This is a genomic window from Actinomyces ihuae (assembly GCF_001457875.1).
Taxonomy (GTDB): Bacteria; Actinomycetota; Actinomycetes; order Actinomycetales; family Actinomycetaceae; genus Pauljensenia; species Pauljensenia radingae_A.
The window spans coordinates 1-23186 of sequence record NZ_CZPX01000004.1 but is presented as its reverse complement, the minus strand read 5'-3'; the positions used below and the strand labels follow the sequence as shown (position 1 = coordinate 23186).

General features: G+C 58.9%; 13 protein-coding genes, 3 rRNA genes and 1 pseudogene. 8 read left to right on the top strand and 9 right to left on the bottom strand.

All coding sequences use genetic code 11. The features are described from left to right. Positions 1-171 precede the first annotated feature (171 nt). The 4 genes from BN3002_RS01275 to BN3002_RS01260 form a co-directional block, all read right to left on the bottom strand. Positions 172-1236, bottom strand: a complete 1065-nt coding sequence (locus BN3002_RS01275; protein WP_058236257.1) for a 3-isopropylmalate dehydrogenase — start codon at positions 1234-1236, stop codon at positions 172-174. 172 nt (positions 1237-1408) lie between these two features. Further along, a complete protein-coding gene (gene ilvC / locus BN3002_RS01270) occupies positions 1409-2434 on the bottom strand; it encodes a ketol-acid reductoisomerase (protein ID WP_058236256.1) in 1026 nt (341 codons plus the stop codon). A gap of 4 nt (positions 2435-2438) precedes the next feature. Continuing rightward, positions 2439-2951: an acetolactate synthase small subunit gene (gene ilvN / locus BN3002_RS01265; RefSeq protein ID WP_058236255.1), complete on the bottom strand. Its 513-nt coding sequence runs from the start codon at positions 2949-2951 to the stop codon at positions 2439-2441. Between the two features lie 3 nt (positions 2952-2954). Continuing rightward, the gene (locus tag BN3002_RS01260; RefSeq protein ID WP_058236827.1) at positions 2955-4712 is read right to left on the bottom strand and encodes an acetolactate synthase large subunit; all 1758 of its coding nucleotides are present in this window, start codon (positions 4710-4712) and stop codon (positions 2955-2957) included. 503 nt (positions 4713-5215) lie between these two features. On the opposite strand from BN3002_RS01260, the gene BN3002_RS01255 reads away from it, so the two are divergent. Then, positions 5216-6808, top strand: coding sequence for an aspartate:alanine exchanger family transporter (locus tag BN3002_RS01255; RefSeq protein WP_058236826.1), 1593 nt, complete (start codon positions 5216-5218; stop codon positions 6806-6808). A 102-nt stretch (positions 6809-6910) separates the two neighbouring features. Here BN3002_RS01255 and BN3002_RS01250 read toward each other — a convergent pair whose 3' ends face one another. Together BN3002_RS01250 and BN3002_RS01240 are read right to left on the bottom strand one after the other, a co-directional pair. Further along, a complete protein-coding gene (locus BN3002_RS01250) occupies positions 6911-7138 on the bottom strand; it encodes a hypothetical protein (RefSeq protein WP_058236254.1) in 228 nt (75 codons plus the stop codon). Between the two features lie 894 nt (positions 7139-8032). Then, positions 8033-9307, bottom strand: a pseudogene (locus tag BN3002_RS01240) (threonine/serine exporter family protein); the annotation flags it as partial. 535 nt (positions 9308-9842) lie between these two features. Between BN3002_RS01240 and BN3002_RS01235 the strand changes: the two are divergent. The 7 genes from BN3002_RS01235 to BN3002_RS01205 all read left to right on the top strand — a co-directional run bounded on the left by BN3002_RS01235 (position 9843) and on the right by BN3002_RS01205 (position 17750). Further along, positions 9843-11363, top strand: coding sequence for an ABC transporter substrate-binding protein (locus BN3002_RS01235; RefSeq protein ID WP_257525378.1), 1521 nt, complete (start codon positions 9843-9845; stop codon positions 11361-11363). Continuing rightward, on the top strand, positions 11360-12325 hold the full coding sequence (locus tag BN3002_RS01230; protein ID WP_058236252.1) for an ABC transporter permease: 966 nt from the start codon (positions 11360-11362) through the stop codon (positions 12323-12325). The genes BN3002_RS01235 and BN3002_RS01230 overlap by 4 nt, the downstream gene beginning before the upstream one ends. Beyond that, a complete protein-coding gene (locus tag BN3002_RS01225) occupies positions 12326-13189 on the top strand; it encodes an ABC transporter permease (RefSeq protein WP_058236251.1) in 864 nt (287 codons plus the stop codon). Beyond that, positions 13186-14025: an ABC transporter ATP-binding protein gene (locus BN3002_RS01220; protein WP_058236250.1), complete on the top strand. Its 840-nt coding sequence runs from the start codon at positions 13186-13188 to the stop codon at positions 14023-14025. Before BN3002_RS01225 ends, BN3002_RS01220 begins: the two co-directional genes overlap by 4 nt. Beyond that, positions 14018-14791, top strand: a complete 774-nt coding sequence (locus BN3002_RS01215; protein ID WP_058236249.1) for an ABC transporter ATP-binding protein — start codon at positions 14018-14020, stop codon at positions 14789-14791. Before BN3002_RS01220 ends, BN3002_RS01215 begins: the two co-directional genes overlap by 8 nt. Before the next feature lie 137 nt (positions 14792-14928). Further along, positions 14929-15678 (top strand): sulfite exporter TauE/SafE family protein, encoded by a 750-nt coding sequence (locus tag BN3002_RS01210; RefSeq protein ID WP_074026142.1) that lies wholly within the window; start codon positions 14929-14931, stop codon positions 15676-15678. Between the two features lie 254 nt (positions 15679-15932). Next, a complete protein-coding gene (locus BN3002_RS01205; protein ID WP_058236247.1) occupies positions 15933-17750 on the top strand; it encodes a histidine-type phosphatase in 1818 nt (605 codons plus the stop codon). Between the two features lie 211 nt (positions 17751-17961). Here BN3002_RS01205 and rrf read toward each other — a convergent pair. From rrf to BN3002_RS01190, 3 genes are all read right to left on the bottom strand, one after another. Continuing rightward, a 5S ribosomal RNA gene (rrf, locus tag BN3002_RS01200) occupies positions 17962-18080 on the bottom strand. Between the two features lie 122 nt (positions 18081-18202). After that, positions 18203-21303, bottom strand: a 23S ribosomal RNA gene (locus BN3002_RS01195). Positions 21304-21564: 261 nt separating this feature from the next. Then, a 16S ribosomal RNA gene (locus BN3002_RS01190) occupies positions 21565-23115 on the bottom strand. Together the 16S, 23S and 5S rRNA genes form the textbook arrangement of a ribosomal RNA operon. Between the last annotated feature and the right edge of the window lie 71 nt (positions 23116-23186).

Genomic DNA, 23186 nt, shown 5'->3' with positions numbered 1-23186 from the left:
CAGAACAATATGACAGTCCATATGTCGACCTGTTTCGCACGAGCGGACGTCTCGGGCGCGCAATGCGCAGCTGCGCATGGTCGAGCCACTGCACGTGGTCGGCGTGAACGCGCGCACTCTGGCTGCGCGAGGGCTACGCTCACCTCAGTCCCACGGCAACTGGCACACCTCCTAGTCGCGTGCCAGTTGCGCTGCGATATCGCTGCCAATCTGTTCTGTTGAACGCACCAGCTGCTCACCGCTTGCCTGCGCGTCAGCGCGACGCTGCATGTCGCGTTCGATGGCATCGTGGACTGCGCCTGCTTCCTCGCGATATCCCAAGTGTTCCAACAGCATTCCGACCGATGCGATCGCAGCTGTCGGGTCTGCCTTTCCTGTCCCGGCGATGTCGGGGCCAGATCCGTGGACCGGTTCGAACATGGAGGGGTGAGTACCCTCGGGATTGATATTGCCCGACGCTGCCAAGCCGATTCCACCGGTTACCGCGCCGGCAAGGTCGGTCAGGATATCTCCGAAGAGATTGTCGGTGACGATGACATCGAATCGGCCCGGGTCGTTCACCATGTAGATCGTGGCGGCATCGATGTGGGCATAGTCGACAGTGACGTTCGGGTAGTGTGCGCCGATTTCTTCCACCGTGCGCTGCCACAGTCCCCCGGCATTGACGAGGACGTTGTGCTTGTGCACCAGCGTCAGGTGGTGCGCTGGACGGACGGCCGCCTGTTCGAAGGCGTATTTCACTACGCGTTGCACGCCAAAGGCGGTGTTCACGGACACCTCGGTGGCAATTTCCTGGTCGGTGCCGGTACGTATGGCGCCACCATTTCCGCAGTACAGGCCTTCTGTCCCCTCGCGCACGACAGTGAAATCAACGGTGCCGGGATCGGCCAGGGGGGTTGCAACTCCTGGGTAGTACAGCGAGGGACGCAAGTTGACGTAGTGATCCAGGCTGAAGCGCAGCTTCAACAGTAAACCGCGTTCCAGCACGCCTGAGGGCACTGACGGGTCGCCCACTGCGCCCAAAACGATCGCATCGGAATCATCGATCCGGGCAAGGTCCTCGTCGGTGAGAATCTCACCAGTGGAGTGGTAGCGATGGGCGCCCAGGTCAAAGTCGGTGGTGTCAATGTGTGTACCTGAGCCAGCAAGTGCGGCCTCCAGTGCGCGCAGTGCTTCCGGCACAACTTCGCGCCCGATGCCATCTCCGGGAATTACAGCTAATTTCAACCGTGTCATGGCTTCATTGTGTCGCTTCCATCTGCGCTCACGGCTCCTCGTCCACCATGCGAATGAGCGGCCCACATGGCGGACACTGTGCTCCGCACATGGTGGTCATGAAGGCCTACGCATAGACCGGGGGTGGCACCTGTTCGGTGCCACCCCCGGCTCACGGTCATCAACTGAAAGATCAGCGAGCTGCTGAGCCGTCCGTGTAGTCCTCGTCAACGGACGCCCATCCGAACTTGCGGCGCAGTTCCTGACCGGTCTTTTCAATCGGGTGGCTTTCTTCCTCGGCACGCAGTGCCTTGAACTCCTGGCCGCCCGCTTCCTGGTCAGCAATGAATCGGTGCGCGAAGGAGTCGTTTTGAATGTCCGCCAACACCTCTTTCATCGCTTCTTTGACCTGCGGGCCGATCACTCGCGGACCGGACACGTAGTCACCGTACTCAGCTGTGTCAGAGCACGACCAACGCTGCTTTGTGATGCCGCCCTCGTTAATGAGGTCGACGATCAGCTTCATCTCATGGCACACCTCGAAGTAGGCGATTTCAGGCTGGTAGCCGGCCTCAACGAGGGTTTCGAAGCCGGCCTGGATCAGGTGCGAGACGCCACCGCACAGCACGCTCTGCTCACCGAACAGGTCGGTTTCGGTTTCTTCGGTGAAGGTCGTCTTGATGACGCCGGCGCGGGTGGCACCCAGGCCCTTGGCGTATGCCAGAGTCAGATCCCATGCGTTGCCCGACGCGTCGTTTTCCACTGCGACAACAGCTGGAACGCCCTTGCCGTCAACGAACTGGCGGCGAACAGTGTGGCCAGGGCCCTTGGGCGCAACCATACACACGTCATGGTTCTTGCCCGGGTCGATGTAGCCGAAGCGGATGTTGAAGCCGTGTGCGAAGAACAGTGCCGCATCTTCCTTCAGGTTCGGCTCGATCTGCTCTGCGTAAACGGTGCGCTGGACCTGGTCGGGGACCAGAATCATGACGACGTCCGCTTCCTTGACAGCTTCGGGAACGTCCTCTACTTTCAGGCCTGCCTTTTCGGCCTTGTCCCACGAGGATGAGCCAGGGCGAAGTCCCACCACCACGTCAACGCCGGAATCTTTCAGGTTCAGGGCGTGAGCATGTCCTTGAGAGCCGTATCCGATGATGGCGACCTTCCTGGACTGGATCAGCGACAAATCTGCTCCGTCGTCATAGATGATTTCAGCCATTGTTCTAAATCTCCTTGAGTTGATCTGTGATTGAGCGTTGACCGCGGCCAATGGCGACAGCGCCTGATTGAACGATTTCTGTGATGCCAAATGGCTCAAGTGCGCGCACGAGGGCGTCGAGCTTCTGACCAGATCCAATGGATTCGATCACCACCGATTCCGGCTGGACGTCAACAACGTGAGCACGGAACAAATCGACCACTTCGAGCACGGGGGTGCGGTGTGCACCATGCGTGCGCACCTTAATCAGCATGAGTCGGCGCTCCACGCTGGAATCTGGCTCAAGTTCAACGACTTTGATGACGTTGATCAGCTTGTTGAGCTGCTTGGTGATCTGTTCAAACGGCAGACCATCGGCTTCAACGATGATCGTCATGCGGGAAATCTTCGGGTGTTCGGTTTCCCCCACTGCCAGGGATTGAATGTTGAATGCGCGGCGGGCAAAAAGTGCTGCCACTCGGGTGAGGACGCCCGGCTTGTTTTCCACCAGCACTGACAAGGTTCGCAAGTGTCCCATCGGTCAGTCCTCCGTTTCCCAGTTCGGGGCCATGTCCTTGGCGTACATGATGTCGTCGTTTGAAACTCCGGCTGCGACCATCGGCCACACCATCGAATCTCGCGACACCCTGAAGTCCAGTAAGACAGGTCGATCATTGATTGACATTGCCCAGTCGATCGCTTCGTCCACCTCGTCCTCGGTTCGCACGGTCCGTGCTTCGAGGCCGTAGGCTTTCGCCAGTGCCACGAAGTTCGGAACCTGGTCACCCTCGTCGGGGTTGAGGTCGGTATTCGAATAGCGTTTCGAATAGAACAGCGACTGCCACTGCCGCACCATGCCCAGCACCGAGTTGTTGATCAGGGCAATCTTGATCGGGATCCGGTTCACCACGCAGGTGGCGAGCTCCTGGTTGGTCATCTGGAATGATCCGTCGCCGTCAATTGCCCACACCACCGTGTCGGGTTGTCCGACCTGCGCTCCCATTGCGGCTGGAATGCAGTAGCCCATTGTTCCCAGTCCGCTGGAGGAAATGAAGTGGTGAGGCTTGTCGAGTGTGAGGAACTGCGCCGCCCACATCTGGTGTTGCCCCACGCCGGTAGTGAAGATGGCATCAGGTGCGTGAGCTGACAGGCGCGAGATCACGCCCTGCGGGGCAAGGCGCCCGTCTTCCGGTTCAGTCCACCCCATCGGGTAAGTGTCGCGCAGCCTGTTGAGGTAGCGCCACCACCCGCCCAGGTCGGCAGGTTTACTGGCGTCCTGTACAGCCTTGACGGCAGCCGTCAGGCGAGGCAGGGTCGCTGCCAGATCGCCCACGATGGGAATGTCTGCCACTCGGTTCTTGGAGATCTCCGCAGCATCGATGTCTACGTGGATCACACGTGCGCGACGCGCGAAGGAGTCGAGGTTTCCTGTCACGCGGTCATCGAACCGTGCACCCAGAGAAACAACGAGGTCGGCACGCTGCAAGGCTCCCACCGCTGCGACCGTTCCGTGCATTCCCGGCATTCCCAGGCAGTGCTGATCCGAGTCGGGGAATGCGCCGCGCGCGGTCAGTGTGGTCACCACTGGCGCGTTGGTCGCTTCCACCAGTTCTGCCAGCGCCTCGGAACTGCGCGAGCGGATCACGCCACCGCCGACGTACAGAACTGGAGCTTGAGCTGTCGCAATGGCAGCCGCTGCTGCGCGCACCTGCTTCTTGTGCGGCTTAGCGGCAGGCCTGTAGCCCGGCAGGTCGAATGCCGGTGGCCACGAAAATTTCATCTGTGCGTTTTGGGCAGATTTTGTCACGTCGACGAGGACGGGGCCTGGCCGCCCGGTCGATGCGATGTGGAATGCTTCAGCGATCAGCGAGGGGATTTCCTGCGCGTCCGTCACCAGGAATGAGTGCTTGGTGAGCGGCATGGATGCGCCCACGATGTCTGCTTCCTGGAATGCGTCAGTGCCGATCATGGAGGCACCGACCTGGCCTGTAATGACGACGATCGGAACAGAGTCCATGTTGGCATCAGCCAGTGCAGTCAATGTGTTGGTTGCTGCCGGCCCGGACGTCACGATCGCAACGCCCACTTTTCCAGTCGCCAAGGCGTACCCCTCGGCGGCGTGTCCTGCTCCTTGTTCATGTCGAACCAGAATGTGACGCATGGATGAATCCATGAGCGGGTCGTAAGTCGGCAAGATCGCGCCACCTGGCATACCGAAAATGTCGGTCACGCCCAGTGCTTCCAGGCTCGCGACGATGGCCTGCGCCCCGGTCATTGTCTGTGTTGGAGTATCGCCCATGTTCATGGTGTCCTCTCAATGGTTTGTGTGGTGGTACAAAAAAATCCCCTTCGCTCCAAGCGTGGGGATTAGGCGTGCGTTCCACCTGACATTTACGCAGCAGGATACGCACGCCAACCTACGAGGAGGAGGACGTCCGTCACTGCGATAATGTTCTGCACGTCTCATACGTTACGGCTCCGTCGAGCCACGAGTCCCGGAATCTCATATTGTGAGAACCCGGCGTCATTAGCCAGATTGCCTGCGCTTCACAGGCAGCCCTCCGCACCCTTTCTTCGCGCCTTTTCGGCAAGCATCCGGCATCGGTGCAGTATCAAACCTGCAGCACGCCCTCGTCATCCCCACACCACGCCAGCAGGCCCCATGCGAGCCGGGCCAGAAAGCCAGTCGCGTCACATTCGCCAAATGTGACGACAATTGGGACGATAGACTGTCGCACCCTGAGAAATACCTGAGATAATGCCAGAGCATGTAGACCTTTGGAACTTAATGGGAGTGTGCCTGTGGCCTCTGTATTCTCATTTTTGGCTGAACAGCCCGTGCTGTTCCTGTTCATCCTGATCGGCATCGGGATGGCGTTTGGCCGCGTCAAAGTTCGTGGAATCGGACTGGGTGCCGCCGCGGTGTTGTTCTTCGCGATCATCCTGGCTGCGTGGGCGGAAACATACGGTGTTGAGCTGCGCGTCACCCGTGAACTCGGCACGCTTGGCCTGGCCCTGTTCGCCTTTGCTATCGGTATTACTTCCGGCGCATCCTTCTTCCACAATCTGCGCAAGGCCATCGGACCAATCCTTATCATGGTCGTGCTGTACATCGTGGCCGCTTCGGTCGGCCTGCTGGTCGGACGCGGATTCGGCATGAGCACCGCGATGATCACGGGCACATTTGCCGGTGCTACGACGAACACGCCCGCTCTGGCTGCCGCCGGAGAAGCGTCCGGCGACCCAGGTGCTGCCACTGTTGGCTACTCCATTTCCTACATTTTTGGTGTCATCGGCATGCTCGGTGCTGCGGCTGCTGCCCTGTCATACGGCAAGCACGACAAAGATGCGCCCAGCCCGCTGGCTAACCGCACCATCCGCGTCGAGCGCGAAGACCATCCCTTCATTGGTGACATCTACGAAAAGCTCGGCAGCCGCGTGACGTTCTCGCGTCTGCGCCGCGGTGAGGCTGGCCCGATCACGCGCCCATCCATGTCGGACACACTCGATCCTGGTGACCTGCTGACAGTTGTTGGCCCGCGTGAACTTGTGGCGCGTGTTGCCACCGAGCTTGGGCACTCCTCCTCGCACTCACTGTTGCAGGACCGCTCCTACCTGGACTTCCGCCGCATGACAGTGTCTGACCCGAAGGTCGCTGGGCGAACAGTGGGAGACCTTGATTTCGCCACTCGTTTTTCCGCCACGATTTCTCGTGTACGTCGCGGTGACGTGGATATGGTCGCAGAACCAGGACTGGTGCTCCAGCAAGGTGACCGCGTGCGTGTGGTTGCTCCGACCTCCAAGATGAAGAAGATTACCGAGTTCTTCGGTGACTCGGCACGCGGCCTGTCTGACGTGAACCCGGTCGCTCTGGGCATCGGCATGGCGCTGGGCATTTTGCTGGGCGAGCTGAAGTTCTTCACCCCCACCGGTGAGTATTTCTCGATCGGTTCCGCTGCCGGCACGCTGATCATAGGCCTGATCTTTGGCAAGATCGGCCGCGTCGGCCCGATCGTCACCGCGATCCCCTACACCGCATGCCAGGTGCTCTCGGAGTTCGGTTTGCTGGTCTTCCTCGCTCAGGCCGGAGCCGTCGCAGGCGGTCAGATCATCGAAGCGTTCACATCAGGCGCATGGTGGAAGATCTTCCTGCTCGGCGTCATTATCACGTTGATCATGGCGATCGGCATGTACTGTTCGATGCGCTGGATCTTCAAGATGGGCGGCACGCGCCTGGCCGGTGTACTTGCAGGTTCGCAGACCCAGCCTGCGGTATTGGCATTTGCGAATGGCCGCACGAACATGGATCCTCGTGTGGCGCTCGGCTACGCACTGGTCTACCCGGTCGCCATGATCGGCAAGATCATGGTGGCGCAGGTCTTCGGCGCCATGTAGCTGCTCGGTTTCACGCCTGCTCTACGCAGCTAATCAGCAATTGGCGGGTCGTCCTCGTTCCTCCTTTATGGACGAGGGCGACTTGCTTCTTGTGTGAGCTGGCTACTGATCCTTGTCGATGCCCCTGCGGACCTTGTCCGAATGGAGCGACTGACGTTTGCGCCGCTCATCAATCAGGTTCAATGCAGCAGCAATAAACAGGATCAGCATCCCGACCCCCAGAGCAGGCCCAGGAACTGCTCCGCGTGTCACAAGCGCATAAATCAACCCGCCGCCCAACAGCACAGTGGCAATAACATACAAAGCATCACTGGTCACCTTCACAGTCATTGTGAATCACCTACCCATTCTTGCAATAGTCATGTTTCATGCATTCCTGCGTAAAGCCGTTCTTCCACCCTTCATAGGCCACCACGCCAACCGGGCCGAGCGCAACTGCACCTGCGTAAATCCCCCAGCCAATAGAGCCTTTCCATTGGCTCCAGGTAATCTGCCCCGAAGCTGCTCGAGATACACCATCATCGCGAGCAACCGTATAGCCAAGAGTAAGTGCCGCAACAACAGCACCCACAACCGCAGGCACATTATTCCACACCTGCTAATAATGAGGGTATCAGAGTGCTGCCGGCTCAACAAGGTTCGGCGACAAACTGCCGCGCACAGCAGCTGTCTGACGGAAAAGGTATGCGGCGCGAACTATGGGCTTGAGTGAAGGGCGTGCCAAGGCCAGCACGTCAGATGCAATCACGTCAGATGCAGTCAACCGGTCAAGGTAAGAGAGCTGAAAAACTGGCCGGCACGCTTCGGCAACAGCGACTTTTCCGCACTATTCCGCGGTTCTCACATGGTGAGATCGCGCGGTGACGGCGTGCTACCTTGACCGGTTGATCTTCGCAACGTCGGCTACCTTGACCGGCTGATTAATACCTTGAACAGTTGACCGTCACTGTGGCGAGGTGCCCAGCAGCGCACTGACAGACCTTGACCCGTTGACTGTCACCTTGGTCGATCGACTCTGACCTTGACCCGTTGACAGTACCCGCATGACGTTGATGCGCAGCGATTCCTGCGCGCCCTCTCGCGGGGTGCCGCACGCCGTGCCGGCGCTGCAGCGGTTACCACCGGCTACCGCCCGTCGGCTCCTTCAGGGAAAGGATCGACCTCATCGCCCAGGCTGTCACCCAGCTCATCAACGTCACCCTCGTCGATTGCCCCAGCCAGGCCGAGCGAAGGCACAGACACTGGACGCTCCATCAGCCAGTTGCGGTCAGTGAGCATGCGCGCAACCGCCAGACCCACGCCGATTGAAATAACCGTGAAGAACACGGAGAAAAGTGCGGCAGACGCGTCATTGATGTTCCCGTTGTTCAGGTAGGCCAGCGAACGGTACAACGGCACACCCGGGATCATGATGACAACGGCGGGCACCGACAGACTCACGCGTGAGTAACGATGGCTCGAACGCGCCACCAGCGACGCCAGCAGACCCGCGCACAGTGCCGCAATCCCCACAGCAGCCTGAACGGGCACATGCAACTCATCCACCATCGCCAGACGACCCGTGTTGATCATTGCACCGATCAGCGCAGCGTAGGCACTGACCTTGGGCGGCGTATTAAACAACATAGCGAACCCGTAAGACGCGATATACGAGGTCAGGAACCGCAGCAGGTACAGCACCCACGGCATTAGGTGATAGTCATACTGAGGGGTGACCGACCAGTGGAAAATCAACGACACGCTCCACACGGCCACACCCGCCGACACCATCAGCATCGTGACATAGACCAGACGCGGAATCCCCGCCTGGAAATCGTGACGCACCAGGTCAATGATGCCGGTGACCAACGGGAATCCTGGCACCAGGAAGAGCACTGCTGAAATGAAGCCGGCCTGGTGGGTTGGTTCGACGTTCATGAAGTGCTGCGCGGCTGCCACCAGTGAAATGTAGATCGTGGAGGCCAATGCACCGCACGCCATCCACACGCCGAAGTGATTCATGCGACGGTGAAGCATCTGGCGGCGCAGATACTGACCGAAGAAGGCCGCGATGGCAACAACGGAGCACTCCACCCAGCCGCCGTGATTGAGAAATGAGAACGCCGCGCATGCGATACCCGATGCCAACGCGTTCGGCAGCGTCGAATACAACGGCGGCACGTGCTCGATCTCATCAAGTGTGGAGTCGACTTCCTCGATGCTGATCGATCCGGGCCCGCCCAGGCCATTGACGAAACTCGCAAGCCGGTCGATGCGGTCAGCGTTGACACCCATCGCGCGCTGCTCGGCAAGCTCGGTGCGGAAGGTGCCCGACGCGTACGCCGTGGAGATAATCTCGGTGTATGTCACCTGCGCGTGGTGCTGCTCAATGCCGACTGCCTGCGCCAGACGAGCCATGCCGTGTTTGACGCGAAATGCACTCGCACCGCTGGACAACAGCATCTGTCCCAGACGCAACACGATACGCGACGCGTGAGCAAGGCGATCGTGAGCCACCATACGGTGCAGCGTCAGTGAGGTGCGTTCACGCTCGGTGTGAGCGTACCGGTTGTGGTCTGTGCCCGTGACTGCATCCTCACGCGCCGCAGCAGTGCGCTCAGGAGCGCCTCGCCCGGCATCGCCCCGCCTGGTATCGCCGCCACCAGGCTCATTGTGGCCTGGCCTGCCGTGACGGGAACCGTCGCGACCGGGTTCGTCGTGCCTGGGATCGTCGTACGCGGCTGTGCTCGACGAGGGCAACTCGTTGGACGCAGGTGCCGAAAAGTTCGACGCAGAGCTGGCAGTCGAATCATCTGAGGCAGAGTTTTTCACAGTAATAAATGGTGCCACCATCGACACCTCCTTGCCTAGGACAGGTGACCCGCTTCCCATCTCACACGGTGAATATCACAACGCGCAGGTCTTCATTTCGCATTAACGTGTGACTAGTGTGGGCTGCATATATGGTGACCGCCCGCCCACACACCGATTAAACAGTCGCGATGCGTCCGCAGTGACACACAGCGCACTGACCGCATCTGGGATAGGAGCTTTTGTGAAACGTTCACGAGTCATCGCCGCGTTGGCCACCCTCGTCATGGGAATGACTGCGTGTGCGGGCCCGGATGCTTTCAACTCGAGCCAGTCCGGTCAAAGCGCCGGCGGCCAGGCGAACGCAGCGGCCACCATCGACATTGGCTCCCTGTACGAGCCGACGAACCTATCAAACTCAGGTAGCGGTGGGCAGGGCGCGACCGAAGCGCTGACAGGCAACGTGTATGAAACACTGTTCCGCCTGACTGATTCGGGTGACGTGGAACCATGGCTGGCCACTGAAGACGTCGTCTCCGAAGATGGACTGACCCATACGCTCACCATTCGTGAGGGCGTGACGTTCTCCTCGGGAAAGGAGATGACCGTCAACGACGTTGTCGCCTCCATCAAGCACCTACTGTCTGACGAATCGCAGTCCGCGCGCAAGAAGGAAGTATCCGTTATCTCTGACGTGCAGGCACCTGACAGCACGACCGTCGTCCTGACGCTGTCAGAGCCTTCCGTTTCACTGGACTATGACCTGTCCGGCATGTGGGTTGTTCCCGAAGGGCTCGACACCACGACGCAAACTGACGGCACCGGACCCTACACGGTGGAGGGATGGACGAAAGGTTCGACCCTCACGCTGAAGGTTCGCGAGGACTACTGGGGTGACAAGCCTGCCAATGCCGGTGCCATCTTCCACTACTTCACCGATGCGACGTCCATGACGAACGCTCTGCAGGCCGGTGACATCGACATTGTGACGAATGTGCAGTCACCGGATGCGATCCCCACTTTCGATTCGAACGCGAACTTCACCGTCTCTGACGGCATGTCCACGACGAAGGAACTGCTCGCTTTCAATGACCGAGTCAAGCCGTTCGATGATGCGCGCGTGCGCAAAGCTGTCTACTCAGCCATTGACCGCGACAAGCTCCTGGAGTCCGTGTGGGCGGACAAGGGACAGGTCATCGGCTCGATGGTGCCGCCTTCGGACCCGTGGTATGAGGACCTGACTGGCCTGAACCCTTACGATCCGGAGTTGTCGCGCTCACTGCTGGCCGAAGCTGGACTGGCTGGCGGCTTCTCCTTCACGCTGGACACTCCGACCTACGATCCGCATCCACTGGTCGCTGAGTTCGTCAAGAGCGAGCTGGCCAAGATCGGTGTAACCGTGACGATCAATCCGATCACCGCTGACGAATGGTATTCCAAGGTCTTCACAAACAAGGATTACGAAGCCACGTTGCAGGAGCACGTCAACACTCGCGACGTCGTGTGGTACGCCAACCCGGATTTCTACTGGGGCTACGACAATCCTGAAGTGTCCGACCTTGTCGAGCGTTCTCAGCACGCGCATTCCACCGATGAACAAGCCGACCTGCTGCGCCAGGCCAACAGGATCATTGCCGAGGAAGCCACAAGCGCCTGGCTCTACCTGTACCCTCAAGTTGTGATCGCACGGTCTCATCTGAACGGATACGGGGTCAACGGGCTGAACTCGCAGTTCTTCGTGGCGGGGATTAGCGAGTCCGAGTGATCCGGTACCTGGTTCGTCGCAGCGCATTGCTGGTTGCCACTGGGGTGGCGGGCCTCATTGCAATATTTGTGCTGCTCAGGCTCCTGCCCGGCGACCCAGCCAATGCGCTTTTGACATCGACCGCAACGCCGGAACAGATTGAGGCGGCGCGCCGTCAGGTCGGATCTGACCAGCCGGTTGTGACCCAGTTCGTCCGCTGGATTTCTGACCTGGCGCATGGCGACCTGGGCACGTCGTTTACATCAGGAACGTCGGTGGGCGCTGAGATTGCCTCACGCCTGTCGGTGACCATTCCTCTGACTCTGATCGCCTTCACATTCGCCCTGCTCATTGCTATTCCTCTGGGATACGTGGCGGCTCGATGGCGCAACGGGCCTGCCGGCCTGATCGTGTCGATCTTTTCGCAGATCGGCATCGCTGTTCCTGTTTTCTGGATCGCCATGATGGCGGTGATCGTTTTTGCCGTCAGGTTGCGTCTGGTGCCCGCGAGCGGTTTTCCACCCCAGGGATGGGGTACCCCGTTCCTCGCGTGGACGGCACTCGTCCTGCCGGTCAGCACCATCGCTTTCGTCTCCAGCGCGTCGATGACGCGCTACACCCGCTCAGCCGCCCTCGATGTCATTGACTCAGGCTACATGGCGTGCGCGCGGGCGCTGGGCCAGTCGCGCACGCGCGCAATGATCCGTCACGGTTTGCGCAACGCATCGATCCCGGTGATCTCGGTAGCCAGCATCGAGCTTGCGACCACCTTCATCGGTGCAGTCGTTGTTGAGCAGGTTTTCGCTCTGCCCGGCCTGGGCTCCATGCTGACCCGAGCGATCGCTCAGCATGATTTCCCCTCTATTCAAGGGGTCCTGCTTGTCTCCACCGCCCTCGTGCTGGTCATCGGGTTCCTTGCTGACGTGCTTCAACGTATCGTTGATCCGCGTCTGCGCACTTCCCTGACAGGAGGTCGCGCGTAAATGACTCCCGCACCCTCCCCTTCGCCATCCGCTCCGCGCCGTCGGGCCAGTCGAACCGGCAGAGCCGGCCTGATCATCGGCGTCGTTCTTCTCTCCGCGGTCGCCCTGGCCGCCCTCATCTCACTGTTCTGGCTGCCCTACCCTGTCGATGACACGTCGGGCGGCCGACTGGAAGGCGCATCGTGGCAGCACTGGCTCGGCACCGACCGCCTGGGCCATGACATCGCTACACGCGTACTGATCGGTGCGCGTATCGCGCTGACGGTCGGCGCCGGCGCAGCGCTCATCGCATCCATCATCGGCATCAGCTTCGGACTCCTTGCAGCACTTTCGCGCGGCTGGTTCGACGATGTGGCCTCCTCGATCCTGGACGTCCTCATCGCCTTTCCGACACTACTGCTCGCCATGCTGATGGTCGCAGTTGGAGGCGCATCACTGCTGACCGTCACGGTGGCGATTGGCCTTTCGGCATCTGCCGTGATAGCGCGGCTGACGCGCATCCTCACATCACGTGTGCTGCGCGAGCAGTACGTGGTTGCCGCACGCACGTCCGGAGTGGGGACCCTTGGCATTGTCTGGCGCCATGTTCTGCCCAATATCTGGCCCTTCCTGATCGTCAACGTGGCCGTCCTGTTCGGTTCGGCGGTTCTGGCTGAAGCAGGATTGTCCTACCTGGGGCTGGGCACTCCCCCGCCGAACGCGTCATGGGGACGTCTGCTGCTGGATGCTCAGGCCACGTTCACCACACAGCCTCTGGGCGCAATCGCACCAGGCGTCGCCATCGTCGTCCTCGTGATCGGCGCAAATCTACTGTCGGACGGCCTGCGCGCCGTGGTCGATCCTACCCAGCAGGAGGCCGCATGACCGCGCCACTGCTCCAGGCCAACGATCTGACCGTGCGCATCGGCGGCAGCACGATTCTGGACTCGCTCAATCTGACCATGAATCGCGGCGAGCACGTGGGCATGATCGGTGCGTCCGGGTCGGGTAAATCAATGTTCGCCAAGACTGTGATGGGGCTTCTGCCTTCGCCAGTTCAGGTGAGCGGATCTTTACGGGTGAGCGACCTCGATGTGGCCAGCGCCTCTGAAAAAGACTTGCGCAGTTTCCGCGGAGCCACTGCCGCAATGGTTTTCCAGGATCCCCTGTCTGCCCTCGATCCGCTCATGCGTATCGGTAAGCAGTTGGAATGGCCGCTGGCCCACCATCAGCATGTACGAGGGCGACGCGCCATGCGCGCTGCAATCAATGAAGCGCTGAGCGGAGTGCAGCTACCTGATCCTGAACGCGTTGCCCACGCATTTGCGCATGAACTGTCCGGAGGCCAGCGCCAACGCGTGGCGATTGCGCTGGCGCTGGCCTGTCAGCCAGACCTCCTGATCGCAGATGAGCCCACCACGGCGCTGGACGTAACAGTGCAGGCGCATATTCTGGATGTCCTCACCCAGGCCACGCGCCAGCACGACACTGCGTTACTGTTCATCTCTCATGACCTTCCGGTGGTCGCACAGATGGCTGATCGCATCGTCGTCATCGAGGAGGGACGGATCAGCGACGACGTGTCAACCTCGAACCTCGTGGCCGCAGACGCAACGGATCTGAGCGATGGCACACGCCGCATTGTGGAGGCGGCGCGCCACCTCGACACGATGATGGACACTATCCAGTCCCGCGACGATCGGAGGGACAACGATGAGTGATTCTGCTCTGATTTTTGACGACGTCACCTTCCACTACCCGTCAACAGATGCCGGCATTGACCACTTCAGCGTGCACCTCGAGCCGGGCGCACGCGTCGCCCTCGTCGGTGAATCCGGAAGCGGGAAAACCACAGCTGCGCGGCTGGGTCTGGGACTGCTGCCCGCGCAGTCGGGGTCTGTCACCTTTGCCGGGATGCCGGTGCGCTCGCGTTCGCGCAGTATCATGCGCAATTTCCGTTCACACGTTCAGGCGGTGTTCCAGGATCCGTATTCTTCCCTCAACCCGCGTATGCGTGTCGGGGCGATCGTTGCCGAGCCGCTGCACGCGCTGAAGGTGGCGTCGGGCGCACGGGCGCGGGAGATGGTGCACGAGGCATTGCGCCTGGTCGGTGTCGATCCGCAGCGTGCTGACGAGTATCCTCGAACTTTTTCAGGTGGGCAGCGTCAACGCATCGCCATTGCCCGGGCGCTGGTGTCTGAGCCGAGCGTCATCATCGCTGATGAACCTGTTTCGGCACTGGATATGGCGACGCGCGCCTCCGTCATGGAGATGATCGATTCGATCACCCGTGAGCGCGGCATGTCGCTTCTGCTGGTTTCTCACGATCTGGCGACCGTGGCCTCAGCGTGCGACACTATCGTCGTGCTCAAGGATGGGCACGTCGAAGATCGCGGCCCGACTCGTCGCGTATTGTCAGCTCCCGAGGGCGACTATGCGCGCGCACTGATTGCTGCAATTCCTCGACTGCCAAGCGGCACCGACTGACTCACCGGAAATACCGTCCGGCTCGAAGGACACGCCGGCTGAATAGTAGGTAGCACCGCCAAGGGCCGACACTCCTCTCATTGAGGTGGAGGCATCGCCTAGGTGGATGTGATAGCCACCAGCAAGGAGGTACGGCCATGCTAGTAGCGTGTTGTATTGCCTGCTCAGTCCTGCTGGGAGCGTCTTTGCAACGCATTTCCGGCATGGGGCTGGGCCTGGTTGCCGGCCCGGTGTTGTCGCTGCTGATGGGCGGTGTGGACGGCATCGTCATGATGAATATTCTGGCTGTCATCAATGCGAGCATCATCGCGCTGACCGTGTGGCGCGACATCGACTGGAAACGGTGGGTGCTGCTCGGGCCAATCATGGTGGTCGGCTCAATTCCTGGGGCTTTGCTGGTGCGTAGTGTTTCACCTGCCTGGGTGCAGGTTATTGTTGGCGCACTCATCACCGTGTCACTGATCGCAGCTGTGGTTCGAGGGGCGAAGCTACGCCCGGTTGAGGGGACGGGCGCTGCGCTATGTGCCGGCGCCGTCGGCGGTTTCATGAACACGGTTGCTGGGATCGCAGCCCCTGCCATGACGATCTATGCTCAGGCTAATCGGTGGGAGCAGCACTCATTTCGGGCCACGATGCAGCCTGTGTTCGTCATCGGCGGGTTGATTTCGCTGACAACCAAGTGGTTGAGTGGTTCTGTGCAGCTTCATACCTCGTGGTGGCTCATCGCGGTAGCTATTGGCGCGATGCTCGTGGGGATCGCTGCGGGAGTGCTTATTGCTCCTCGAGTCAGCAAGTCTCATTCCCGTGCACTGGCTTTAGTCCTAGCAGTTGTGGGCGCTACAACTGTCCTGATCAAAGGTATTATCTCGGTGTCAACCGGCGCATAATCAGCTCTTTCACGAACATGACAACTGGGCGCTCACTACCGCCCGTCACAGGGTTGTAGTGCAACCCCGTAAGTGGATGTCAGTGCGGCACCACGGTCGGTCTTGTGAAGCTCGACAGCAAGGCCATCGACCTTCCGGCAGATGTTCACGCGCCTGTAACGTGCGCGTTAGCTTTCATGGCCCTTCCTGCCATTTTGACCACTTAGCGTGAGGGCTGTATGTGTTTCGCTTTCATAGTGCTTAGGAGTCTGAACATGACTACACAGCGCGCCCGGATTGTCGGACTGACTGCGCTTTGTTCAATTGCCGCATTGTCCGTGGTGTCAGCTCAACAACTGGCTTTTGCTGACGCCACCGAGGAAGGTCCTTTCTATTCCTCGAAGCAGCCGTACATCGCACCCAGCGAAAGTGCCATCGCAGGATATTCACAACCTCCAGCAGGTTTCGACATTGAACATACTCAGCTCGTCGCCCGCCATGGTTCGCGAGGATTATCCTCCTATAAGTACGATGCTCTGTTAATGCTGATGGCTCAGACGGCTCAGAAAGAAAATGGTTTCGTGTCACCGGAGGTGGGCGAGGCCTTCATGAAGAACCTCGAGTCGATCACAGCGGCCAACGTGGCCAACGGCTACGGAATGCTCACCGGTCAGGGCGCTACGCAGCACCGCGGAATTGGTGAACGCACCTACAAACGCAACTCTGCTCTCTTCGAGCGCGCCATTGCCGAGGGTGACGCGATCCGCTTTGAGTCCTCAGGTGAGGCTCGCGCCACCGAATCCGGCGAAAGCTTCCTCACAGGGTTTGAAGCCGCCTCGCACAACAGTGTGACGCCGATCGTGGAACCCCTCGAAGCGCATCCTGAAACACTTTACTTCCACAAGCTGGAGAACCCTGATGGCTCAATGAAGCAGGAGGGGACGCCGGCTTACGAAGTAGCCTCTCGTTACGAAGCATTCATTGGGGAGCAGACCAGTGACGGTGGAGTGATCGCCGGAGCGATGGACTACATCGAGTCGCTGCCTCAGTCGCAGGAATCGGCACGCCGGGTTCTCTCGCAGATCTTCACGCCCGAGTTTATTGACTCGATCGGAGATGATGCGCATACATGGTTCAACACTGCCGATGGCTCGAAGGATGGCGACAAGAACTGCGCACCGAACGCTGATGAAAGCACTGACGCTGATGCGTGCGGCTCCGCCAAAAAGAAGATCACCAGCGCTGTTGATGCGGCGATGGATCTGTACAACCTGTACATCATCGATGCTGATATGCAGGAGGAAAACACCGGGGAGCACGCATTCGATTTCGAGCAGTATTTCGCAAACTACCAGGACGACGCCAAGTGGTTCTCCTATCTGCTCGACGCTGAGGACTTTTACGAAAAAGGTCCGGGCGTGACGGGAACTGACGGGTCATACGCGCCTGCGCAACCGTTGCTCGATGACTTCTTCGCCCAGATCGATGAGCGCACCGCAGGTGGATCCCACGTTGCAACGTTCCGCTTTGCTCACGCAGAAACGATTGCTCCTTTCTCCGCCCTGCTTCGTTTGCCTGGTTCAACCCAGCAGGCACCTGCTGTCTCACAGCCTGTCAGCATCGACGACGTCTTTAACTACGCCACCAACGAATGGCGCGGATCCACCGTCATGCCGATGGCGGCAAACGTCCAGTGGGACACGGCCTGTCAGGCCGGCACCGATCCTGCAACGGGTAGGTCGTGGACCCCGATTGTCCGCATGCTTGTCAACGAGGTGGAAACACCGTTTAATTCCTCGTGTACTGCGGTTGCCGAAGGATCATCCTGGTACAAGGTCTCCGAGCTGCGCCATTGTCTTCTTGGACAAGCTCAAACGGAATCTCCACTGCTGACGAAGTCCTCGCCTGTTGGACCATCTGGCAAGCCAGAGGTTGATCCAGCTCAGACTACTGGTGATGAGGAGGGACAGGGGCAAGGTGTGGTCTTGGAGTGTCCCTCGCGCCTGGCTGCGACTGGTTCGGACTCTGGTCTTGTGATTGCGGGCCTGGCGGCAATCTTAATGGGAACAGTTTTGGTGACGCGCCGCAGGTAGGCTCTCACCTGGCCATTGAAGACGCCTCCCGTCTATGGGAGCCTCCCCCCGTGCGTGGGGGGAGACTTCTTCGGTGCTGAAAGCCAATGCGAGGGACGCACCCAGCTCGCCGGTCGGCCCCGCTGGCGTGCGTTTGGGTAGTGTGTGCGCGTAAAAAGGGGGGGTACTGGCCTGTCTCCAGGCCTGTACCCCACCCCCAACTCACGGTTGATTGCGGCAGTGTCTTACTCTCCCACGACCCCCCGGTCGCAGTACCATCAGCGCAAAGGCGGCTTAGCTTCCGGGTTCGGAAAGGAGCCGGGCGTTTCCCGCCTGCCATGAGCCACCGCAAAAAATGTCACCCACCCACCGTATGTGGGTTGAGTGTGTACCGCACAGTGATTGCAAGCACCACACCCCAAACATAGGGTGCACGTGTTTTCTCGCTTCGCCCCACACACTAGTGTGGAGTGTTGGTTTAGAATCGGCCCATTAGTACCAGTCGGCTCACAACACCTCACAATGCTTCCACCTCTGGCCTATCAACCCAGTCATCTACTGGGGACCTCCCACCCCCCAAAAAGGGGGGCACGGAAACCTCATCTCGAAGAAAGCTTCCCGCTTAGATGCTTTCAGCGGTTATCCCAACCGAACGTAGCCAACCAGCAATGCACCTGGCAGTACAACTGGCACACCAGAGGTTCGTCCATCCCGGTCCTCTCGTACTAGGGACGGGCCTTCATCAAGTTTCCAACGCGCGCAGCGGATAGGGACCGAACTGTCTCACGACGTTCTAAACCCAGCTCGCGTACCGCTTTAATGGGCGAACAGCCCAACCCTTGGGACCAACTCCAGCCCCAGGATGCGACGAGCCGACATCGAGGTGCCAAACCATGCCGTCGATATGGACTCTTGGGCAAGATCAGCCTGTTATCCCCGGGGTACCTTTTATCCGTTGAGCGACCACGCTTCCACAAGCCATGGCCGGATCACTAGTTCCTACTTTCGTACCTGCTCCACCCGTCAGTGTCACAGTCAAGCCCTCTTGTGCACTTACACTCACCACCTGATCACCAACCAGGCTGAGAGAACCTTTGAGCGCCTCCGTTACCCTTTAGGAGGCAACCGCCCCAGTTAAACTACCCACCAGGCACTGTCCCCAAACCCGATCAGGGCTCCAAGTTAGATGCATACTTGAACCAGAATGGTATTTCACCAACGACTCCACCACACCTAGCGGCACGGCATCACAGTCTCCCACCTATCCTACACAAGCACAAACACACACCAATACCAAGCTATAGTAAAGGTCCCGGGGTCTTTCCGTCCTGCTGCGCGAAACGAGCATCTTTACTCGTACTGCAATTTCACCGAGATCACGGTCGAGACAGCGGAGAAGTCGTTACGCCATTCGTGCAGGTCGGAACTTACCCGACAAGGAATTTCGCTACCTTAGGATGGTTATAGTTACCACCGCCGTTTACTGGGGCTTAAATTCAAACCTTCACCACAAAAAAGCAGTTAAGTCGTCCTCTTAACCTTCCAGCACCGGGCAGGCGTCAGTGCGTATACAGCGCCTTACGGCTTAGCACACACCTATGTTTTTAATAAACAGTCGCTTCTCCCAATTCTCTGCGACCCCAACCAGCACCACCCACGCACAGCAGGCACACCAGCAGGGCCCCCCTTATCCCAAAGTTACGGGGGCAATTTGCCGAATTCCTTAACCATGATTCACTCGCACGCCTCGGTATACTCTACCTGACCACCAGAGTCGGTTTAGGGTACGGGCGCTCATCTTCCTCACATCCAGGCTTTTCTCGGCAGTACAGGATCACCACTAGCCACCCCAACAGGCAGCCCCATCAGCCCTCACCCACGCGATCAAACGCAGCTTCCCGGATTTCACCCAAGAAACAGGCCACAACCTTAGACACACATAACCACCAGTGTGCAGCAACTACCTCCCTGCGTCACCCCAATGCTCACCACACACCCCACACCACACACAGCCACACTCAGCATCATCCCGAAAGACAACACCACGCACGGCAAGCACACGACGCGAAAGCATGCAGCGTTAGACGGAAAACAAACGGTACCAGAATATCAACTGGTCACCCATCGACTACGCCTGTCGGCCTCGCCTTAGGACCCGACTAACCCAGGGCGGACAAACCTGCCCCTGGAACCCTTAGTCAATCAGCGCGTAGGATTCTCACCCACGAAACGCTACTCATGCCTGCATTCTCACTCCCACCCCGTCCACCACCCATCACCAGGCAGCTTCACCCAGAGCAGGACGCTCCCCTACCCAAAAACAAAAAGTTATTGCCACGGCTTCGGCGGCACGCTTAAGCCCCGCTACATTATCGGCGCACAACCACTCGACCAGTGAGCTATTACGCACTCTTTCAAGGATGGCTGCTTCTAAGCCAACCTCCTGGCTGTCAACGCGACTCCACATCCTTTCCCACTCAGCGCACGCTTAGGGGCCTTAGCCGATGATCTGGGCTGTTTCCCTCTCGACCACGAAGCTTATCCCCCGCAGTCTCACTGCCACACCCACTTGAAATGGCATTCGGAGTTTAGCTGACGTCAGTAACCAACACGGCCCATCAACCAACCAGTAGCTCTACCTCCACCAAGCCCAGTGTGACGCTGCACCTAAATGCATTTCGGGGAGAACCAGCTATCACGGAGTTTGATTGGCCTTTCACCCCTACCCACAGTTCATCCCCCAGGTTTTCAACCCTGGTGGGTACGGGCCTCCACCACGTCTTACCATAGCTTCACCCTGACCATAGGTAGATCACCCCGCTTCGGGTCCACAACACGCGACACACGCCCAAAATTAAGACTCGCTTTCGCTACGCATCCCCCACACGGGTTAAGCACGCCACGCATCACTGACTCGCAGGCTCATTCTTCAAAAGGCACGCCATCACCCAACAAAAGCAGGCTCTGACGGCTTACAGGCACCCGGTTTCAGGCACTATTTCACTCCCCTCCCGGGGTACTTTTCACCATTCCCTCACGGTACTATGCACTATCGGTCACCAAAAAGTATTCAGGCTTACCAGGTGGTCCTGGCAGATTCACACGAGATTCCACGAGCCCCGCACTACTCGGGCACCCCTTTGGCACACACGCACACACACAGCTACACGACTATCACGCACTTCGGTCACCCATCCCAAGATGTTCACCACACGCACACGCACACACCCCCACCCCCGGCAGAAGATGAGAAAAAAGAGCCCCACAACCCCGCACACGCAACCCCCGCCGAGTCACACACGCACACGGTTTAGCCATCATCCGCTTTCGCTCACCACTACTGACGAAATATCTTCTCCTACGGGTACTAAGATGTTTCACTTCCCCGCGTTCCCCCTACCACCCTATGAATTCAGATGATAGTGACCAGGCACAACCCCAGCCAGGTTCCCCCATTCGGACACCCTCAGATCAACGCTCGCTCGCCAACTCCCCAAGGATTATCGCAGGCCGCCACGTCCTTCATCAGCTCTTGGTACCAAGGCATCCACCGAATGCCCACAAAAACTAAACACAACACAAACATGAAAACATGCAAAAACAACAAAACACAGAAAACACAATAAAGATGCTCACAGCCTCTAGACAGTTCGCAAACAACCCACCACACACCCAACCACCACAACAGCAGCCAGACGCAGGCAACACACACTTCCAAAACACACAGGAATTGAAAGAAAACCCGACAATGTGTCTGCTCCGCCAACACTTGCAACCCCACAACGCGCCCCACCCCAAAAAGAGCAGAAACAAACGCACAAACAGGGCTCCCTAGAAAGGAGGTGATCCAGCCGCACCTTCCGGTACGCCTACCTTGTTACGACTTCGTCCCAATCGCCAATCCCACCGTCACCTGCTCCCCCCAAAAAGGTTAAGCCACAAGCTTCGGGTGTTACCAACTTTCGTGACGTGACGGGCGGTGTGTACAAGGCCCGAGAACGTATTCACCGCAGCGTAGCTGATCTGCGATTACTAGCGACTCCACCTTCACGAGGTCGAATTGCAGACCCCGATCCGAACTGAGACAAGCTTTAAAGGATTCGCTCCACCTCACAGCATCGCAACCCTCTGTACCTGCCATTGTAGCATGCGTGAAGCCCAAGACATAAGGGGCATGATGATTTGACGTCATCCCCACCTTCCTCCGAGTTAACCCCGGCAGTCCCCCACGAGTCCCCACCATAACGCGCTGGCAACATAGGGCAAGGGTTGCGCTCGTTGCGGGACTTAACCCAACATCTCACGACACGAGCTGACGACAACCATGCACCACCTGCACACCCCCAACCAAATGCACACCTATCTCTAGGCGCTCAGGGCGCATGTCAAGCCTTGGTAAGGTTCTTCGCGTTGCATCGAATTAATCCGCATGCTCCGCCGCTTGTGCGGGCCCCCGTCAATTCCTTTGAGTTTTAGCCTTGCGGCCGTACTCCCCAGGCGGGGCACTTAAAGCGTTAGCTACGGCGCAGAAACCAAGGGCGGCCCCCACACCTAGTGCCCAACGTTTACAGCATGGACTACCAGGGTATCTAATCCTGTTCGCTCCCCACGCTTTCGCTCCTCAGCGTCAGTAACGGCCCAGAGACCCGCCTTCGCCACCGGTGTTCCTCCTGATATCTGCGCATTCCACCGCTACACCAGGAATTCCAATCTCCCCTACCGCACTCAAGCCTGCCCGTACCCACCGCACACCCCCAGTTAAGCCAGAGGATTACACGACAGGCGCGACAAACCGCCTACAAGCCCTTTACGCCCAATAAATCCGGACAACGCTCGCGCCCTACGTATTACCGCGGCTGCTGGCACGTAGTTAGCCGGCGCTTCTTTACCCGCTACACTCACCACTACCCAAATAGCGGCTTGCACACGAGCGAAAGAGGTTCACAACCCGAAGGCCTCCATCCCTCACGCGGCGTCGCTGCATCAAGGTTCCCCCCATTGTGCAAAATTCCCCACTGCTGCCTCCCGTAGGAGTCTGGGCCGTATCTCAGTCCCAATGTGACCGCCCACCCTCTCAGGCCGGCTACCCGTCAAAGCCTTGGTAAGCCATCACCCCACCAACAAGCTGATAAGCCGCGAGCCCATCTCCCTCCAGAAACCACAAAGGCCCCTTTCCCACACCCCCCATGCGGAAAGCGCAGAACATCCAGTATTAGCACCCATTTCTGAGCGTTATCCCAAAGAAAAAGGCAGGTTACTCACGTGTTACTCACCCGTTCGCCACTCTCACCACACAACCACAAAGGCCACGCAGATCCCGTTCGACTTGCATGTGTTAAGCACGCCGCCAGCGTTCGTCCTGAGCCAGGATCAAACTCTCCAAACAAAAAACAAAAACCATAATCTGCTCAGAAAACAACCACCCCACAACAGGGCAGCCAATCCCAACCAAAAAAA

Coding starts and splice junctions, on each gene's coding strand:
- BN3002_RS01260 (WP_058236827.1), bottom strand. CDS start 4,712: ATGGGCGATACTCCAACACAGACAATGACCGGGGCGCAGGCCATCGTC.
- BN3002_RS01225 (WP_058236251.1), top strand. CDS start 12,326: ATGACTCCCGCACCCTCCCCTTCGCCATCCGCTCCGCGCCGTCGGGCC.
- BN3002_RS01205 (WP_058236247.1), top strand. CDS start 15,933: ATGACTACACAGCGCGCCCGGATTGTCGGACTGACTGCGCTTTGTTCA.
- ilvN (WP_058236255.1), bottom strand. CDS start 2,951: ATGGGACACTTGCGAACCTTGTCAGTGCTGGTGGAAAACAAGCCGGGC.
- BN3002_RS01220 (WP_058236250.1), top strand. CDS start 13,186: ATGACCGCGCCACTGCTCCAGGCCAACGATCTGACCGTGCGCATCGGC.
- ilvC (WP_058236256.1), bottom strand. CDS start 2,434: ATGGCTGAAATCATCTATGACGACGGAGCAGATTTGTCGCTGATCCAG.
- BN3002_RS01215 (WP_058236249.1), top strand. CDS start 14,018: ATGAGTGATTCTGCTCTGATTTTTGACGACGTCACCTTCCACTACCCG.
- BN3002_RS01210 (WP_074026142.1), top strand. CDS start 14,929: ATGCTAGTAGCGTGTTGTATTGCCTGCTCAGTCCTGCTGGGAGCGTCT.
- BN3002_RS01275 (WP_058236257.1), bottom strand. CDS start 1,236: ATGACACGGTTGAAATTAGCTGTAATTCCCGGAGATGGCATCGGGCGC.
- BN3002_RS01250 (WP_058236254.1), bottom strand. CDS start 7,138: ATGACTGTGAAGGTGACCAGTGATGCTTTGTATGTTATTGCCACTGTG.